The organism is Intestinibacter sp. (genome assembly GCF_051866655.1).
GTDB lineage: Bacteria > Bacillota > Clostridia > Peptostreptococcales > Peptostreptococcaceae > Intestinibacter.
Genome location: NZ_JBJDXL010000206.1, coordinates 1 through 4,852 on the forward strand (window position 1 = coordinate 1; position 4,852 = coordinate 4,852).

Here is a 4,852-nt window from a genome sequence, read left to right on the forward strand (position 1 = left end):
ACCGACTAAACGTGTAAATATCAATTCATTATTTTTAAACTGAACTATAATTTAACACACATTATTCATTTCGTCAAGCCGTGCAAACTTCTAAAATAATTTTTTTGCAAAACAAAAGGATGAACTATCCATTCTAAGAAAATTTCATACATAATTCATCCAAAAATATATACCTATTTAATTGTAAATACCTACTATTTTTAATATCCCTAAATTCTTCTCATATGTTTTTCAAAAAATTCATCAATCAAATTTATAACCTCGTCTTGCCAAAATCCAGGTCCACAGTGGTCTTGCCCCATAATTTTATAAATACTACTTTCCTTTCCTTCTGCCAATAATTTTTCATGAAGCATAGCACTTTGTTCAAACGGAACTATTCTGTCCTTGCTGCCGTGGAAAATTATTATCGGAGGTATATCTCTACCCTTTGTTATGTAATTTAGGACATTTGCCTTTTGGGCTTTGTCCTCGTGCTTTGTAACGTCCAATTTTCCTATTAATATTCCGACTGGGCTATCTGGAACAGTATAGTCAGCCGTAGTTGGAGCTTCATTCATCCTTGTTATATCCGTTGGTCCGTAGAAGTCAACTATTCCATTTACTTTATCTGAGTATTCATTGTAGTCATCGGTATCTAGTTCTGTTACTCCGCTAGTTATTCCAGTTATCAAAGATACATGTGCTCCTGATGAGTCTCCCCATAAAAATATATTGTTCTTATCAATTTTGTACTCCGATGCATGTTTTCTTAAAAACCTGATAGCCGTTTTGATATCTTGTACTTGTGCTGGGAAAGGCGCGTCCTCTGCTGATCTGTATTGAACAATTGCAACTATGTACCCCTTATCTGCAATTTTTGATAGGTTGCCTATGTTTAAATATAATTTCTGTTTTATCCAACCTGAACCTTGTACGAATACTACACATGGCAGTTTTTCCATATGCTCTACAGTATAGTAAGGCATTAGAAATTGTAATTTTAGACTTTTTCCATCTCTTTCTACATAATTCACATATCTTTTACATACTACTGATGTAATCTCATCCTCGAATTCGATTACATTCATACCCTTAGTAACGGTTGTAGATTCTGGAAAGTCTTCATAACTATATTCTATCGGATCTACCATTATCATTCCTCCATTCAATGCATTTATATATTTACCTAAAAATAAATCAAAAAAATAAAGGAATATTATAAATGTAAATATTAACAATTACATTTTTATAATATCCCTTTCAGTTTTTTTTATCAACTATTTTTAATGTATTATTATATATTTTTTATTATTTATATATACTTTTAACACATTGATTTATCTATTTTACAAGCTCGAAGTCTATTTCCCTAAAATCTACATTTACCTTGCTGACCTTGATTCTAACTTGATCACCAATTCTATATACGTTTTTAGTTCTCTCTCCAATTAATGAATAAGTGTCTTCATTATAATTGTAGAAATCGTCATTCATATCTACCATTCTAACTAGACCTTCTACAGTATTTTCAAGCTCTACAAACATTCCAAATGAAGTCACGCTAGAAACTATTCCATCGTACTCTTCACCGATTCTATCCTCCATATAGACTGCTTTGTAGTAATCGTGTACATCTCTTTCAGCTAAATCAGCTTCTCTTTCTCTCTCTGAAGATTGGTTAGATGCGTACTCTACTATATTTGCAAGCTGTTCACTTCTCTTTTCTGTAAGCTTTCCGTTTAACTGTTCCTTTATTATTCTGTGTATTTGTAAATCTGGATATCTTCTTATAGGTGACGTAAAGTGGCAGTAATACTGTGCCGCTAAACCAAAATGTCCCACACAGTGAGGAGCATATCTAGCCTGTCTCATACTTCTAAGCATGATTGTACTGATTGCTTGTTCCTCTGGTTTTCCTTTTATTAATCCTAATACCCTTTGTATTTCCTTAGGATGTATTTCTTCTAAATCTCCTTTAAATGAATACCCAAAAGTAGCTATAAATTTATTTAAAGTTTCCATCTTTTCTGCTGCAGGTATTTCATGTATTCTATAGACAAATGGCACCGCTAGCCAGAAGAAATGTTCAGCTACTGTTTCATTAGTTACAAGCATAAATTCTTCTATCATTTTATTAGATATTCTTCTCTCGTATGATTTGATATCTACTACTTTTCCCTCTGAATTTAATATTATTTTTGATTCAGGGAAATCAAAGTCGATTGAGCCTCTTCTAGCTCTTCTTTTCATAAGGATCTTAGCTAGTTCTTCTGCATGCTTGAAGTCGTCTACTAAGCTTGCGAAAGTATTTTTTAGCTTTTCGTCGTCCTTTTCTAATATATCAGATACCTCTGTGTAAGTCATTCTAGCCTTTGAATTTATCACAGATTCTGCTATATCGTATTTTATAACCTTTCCATCTGCATTTATTTCCATAAATACTGATAGAGTTAATTTATCCTCAAAAGGATTTAAACTACAAACTCCATTTGATAGCTGCTTTGGAAGCATTGGTATTACTTTATCCACTAGATAAACTGATGTAGCTCTCTTTATAGCCTCTTTATCTAGCTTAGAGTGTTCTCTTACGTAGTGAGATACATCTGCAATATGTACTCCTAATTTGTAGTTTCCACTTGGCAATACTTCTATTGATACAGCGTCGTCTAAGTCCTTTGCATCATCGCCATCTATTGTAAATGTCTTTAAATCTCTTAAATCAAGTCTTCTAGCTATTTCCTCTTCTGGTATCGGAATACTCACATGTTCAGCTTCGTCTATTACCTTTTGTGGGAATTCCTCAGGAAGACCGTGAGCTCTTATTATAGAATCTATCTCTACTCCACGCTCTCCTTTTTGACCGATTACCTCGATTATTTTACCTTCTGGTTTTCTGCCTTCTATTGGCCACATAGTTATCTTGCAGACTACCTTGTCGTTGTCCTTTGCTCCAGAGAAAAACTTGTTTGGAATATAAATGTCTTGGTTGAATTTCTTGTCGTCTGGAACGACAAATCCAAAGTTCTTGTTAGATTGGAAAAGACCTATTATAGTATCAGTTTCTCTTTTTATTACCTTTACTATAGCGCCCTCTGCTCTTCTTCCTTCTGTAGCAGGTTTTGTTATTTCGGCCATGACTCTATCGCCATTCAAAGCTCCATTTATATCTTCTGGATTTATAAATAAATCTTGTACAAATTCTTCATCTGATTCGACAAACCCAAATCCTCTTCTATGAGATACGAATTTTCCTACGAAATATCCCATAGCACTAGGTGCCATAACTCTTCCTTTTTTTGTTATAACTATATATCCATCATTTTGTAATTCTTCTAAAAAATTATTAAACATCGGCATTTCACAAGAATGTATATCAAATATCAACGCCAATTCTTCTTTTTTTAGAGGATTGTATGCTTTGTCGTTTATTAGACCTAGTAACTTTTCTCTTATTTCTGGTGTCATAAAAGAGCCTCCCTTTATCATATTTAAAATATCTATCTATCTTTCTCATTCAAATAAATATATTATATACTTTATTCGCCTTTAAAGATATATTTTTCCTCTATTTTTAATATTCTTTTATTATTTACTTTATTATATTTTATATGCAGGAAAACTCTATATTTATAAATTACTACAGTCTAATTCCTACTTATCAAGTATATCCTTCAATCCAAAGCTATCAATAGTATGTATAATATGAAGACTCATAGCAGTTTTGGCACCCTCTGCGTTTCTGTCCTTCATAAAATCCATGATCATTTTGTGATCCTTCAAAGTAAGCTCTGTCGCCTTTTCGTACTGTTTAGACAATATGACGCTCTCGTTTATAGCCTTACTTATAATAGGAACTAATTCCTTCATAAATGAATTTCTGCTCGCCTTAGCTATAGCGTTGTGAAATAGCTGCTCTGCTTCTGTGCGGTCCTCATCGTTTTGTATCTTTTTTTCTATTATTTGTCCGTAATTTAGTATTTTTTCTATCTCGTTGTCGCTGGCTCTCTTCGTAGCATAATACGCTGCCATCGGTTCTATTATCAACCTCATTTCTAGTAAATCTGCCAAGTCAGAATTACTTCCTTTTAAATTGCCTAAAGTGAAATTATCGACCTCATCGCTTTTTACAAAAGTGCCCTTTCCTCTTTTTATTTCTACTATATCTTGTAAAACTAACATCTTTATAGCCTCTCTCAATGTCGTTCTGCTGACGTTTAAGAGTGCTGATAGTTCATTTTCATTTGGTAATTTATCACCTACTTTAAACTTCTTCTTAACTGTTATCATATCTAAAATCTCGTCAGCGGCCTGTTCTGACAGAGATTGCGATCTGTTGTATTCCATGATTTTAACTCCTTAGCTATATTATTGTCTTTATTTTTAAATTTATTCATTGTTTTCCAATTTTTATTTATTTTTTATTGACATCATATGTTAAATGTATTAGTATGATGTTATATAATTTATAAAGAAATAATACATCATAATATTGCTAATATCAAGAGGTTTTAAAATAAAAACCTTCATTATAAGTTATATAAATTTGAATTAAAAAAAATTTAACATTTAATGAATATTTTTCGATTATAGGGGGATAATACAAATGAAAAGTGATGCAGTAAGAAAAGGGATGCAACAAGCACCTCATCGTTCATTATTTAATGCTTTAGGGCACACAGAAGAAGAAATGAAAAAACCTTTAATAGGTATAGTAAGCTCTTACAACGAAATAGTTCCAGGTCATATGAACCTAGACAAAATAGTAGAAGCAGTTAAGCTTGGAGTTGCAATGGCAGGAGGAACTCCTGTAGTATTCCCAGCTATAGCAGTTTGCGATGGTATAGCTATGGGACATATAGGTATGAAATAC

At 32.5% G+C, this 4,852-nt stretch carries 4 protein-coding genes; 1 reads left to right on the top strand and 3 read right to left on the bottom strand.

What is annotated here, in order from left to right; translation table 11 throughout:
• Positions 1-209: 209 nt before the first annotated feature.
• The 3 genes from ACI3VO_RS06290 to ACI3VO_RS06300 form a co-directional block, all read right to left on the bottom strand.
• Positions 210-1,133 (bottom strand): alpha/beta hydrolase fold domain-containing protein, encoded by a 924-nt coding sequence (locus ACI3VO_RS06290; RefSeq protein ID WP_439757088.1) that lies wholly within the window; start codon positions 1,131-1,133, stop codon positions 210-212.
• A gap of 190 nt (positions 1,134-1,323) precedes the next feature.
• The gene (gene rnr / locus ACI3VO_RS06295; RefSeq protein WP_439757089.1) at positions 1,324-3,447 is read right to left on the bottom strand and encodes a ribonuclease R; all 2,124 of its coding nucleotides are present in this window, start codon (positions 3,445-3,447) and stop codon (positions 1,324-1,326) included.
• 186 nt (positions 3,448-3,633) lie between these two features.
• On the bottom strand, positions 3,634-4,326 hold the full coding sequence (locus tag ACI3VO_RS06300) for a FadR/GntR family transcriptional regulator (protein WP_439757090.1): 693 nt from the start codon (positions 4,324-4,326) through the stop codon (positions 3,634-3,636).
• A 259-nt stretch (positions 4,327-4,585) separates the two neighbouring features.
• On the opposite strand from ACI3VO_RS06300, the gene ACI3VO_RS06305 reads away from it, so the two are divergent.
• Positions 4,586-4,852 (top strand): dihydroxy-acid dehydratase domain-containing protein (locus tag ACI3VO_RS06305; RefSeq protein WP_439757091.1); only part of this gene is annotated, 267 nt, incomplete at its 3' end.

What these genes read in the sequence shown, in the direction of transcription:
- ACI3VO_RS06290 (WP_439757088.1), bottom strand. Translation starts at nt 1,133, where the DNA reads ATGGTAGATCCGATAGAATATAGTTATGAAGACTTTCCAGAATCTACA.
- rnr (WP_439757089.1), bottom strand. Translation starts at nt 3,447, where the DNA reads ATGACACCAGAAATAAGAGAAAAGTTACTAGGTCTAATAAACGACAAA.
- ACI3VO_RS06300 (WP_439757090.1), bottom strand. Translation starts at nt 4,326, where the DNA reads ATGGAATACAACAGATCGCAATCTCTGTCAGAACAGGCCGCTGACGAG.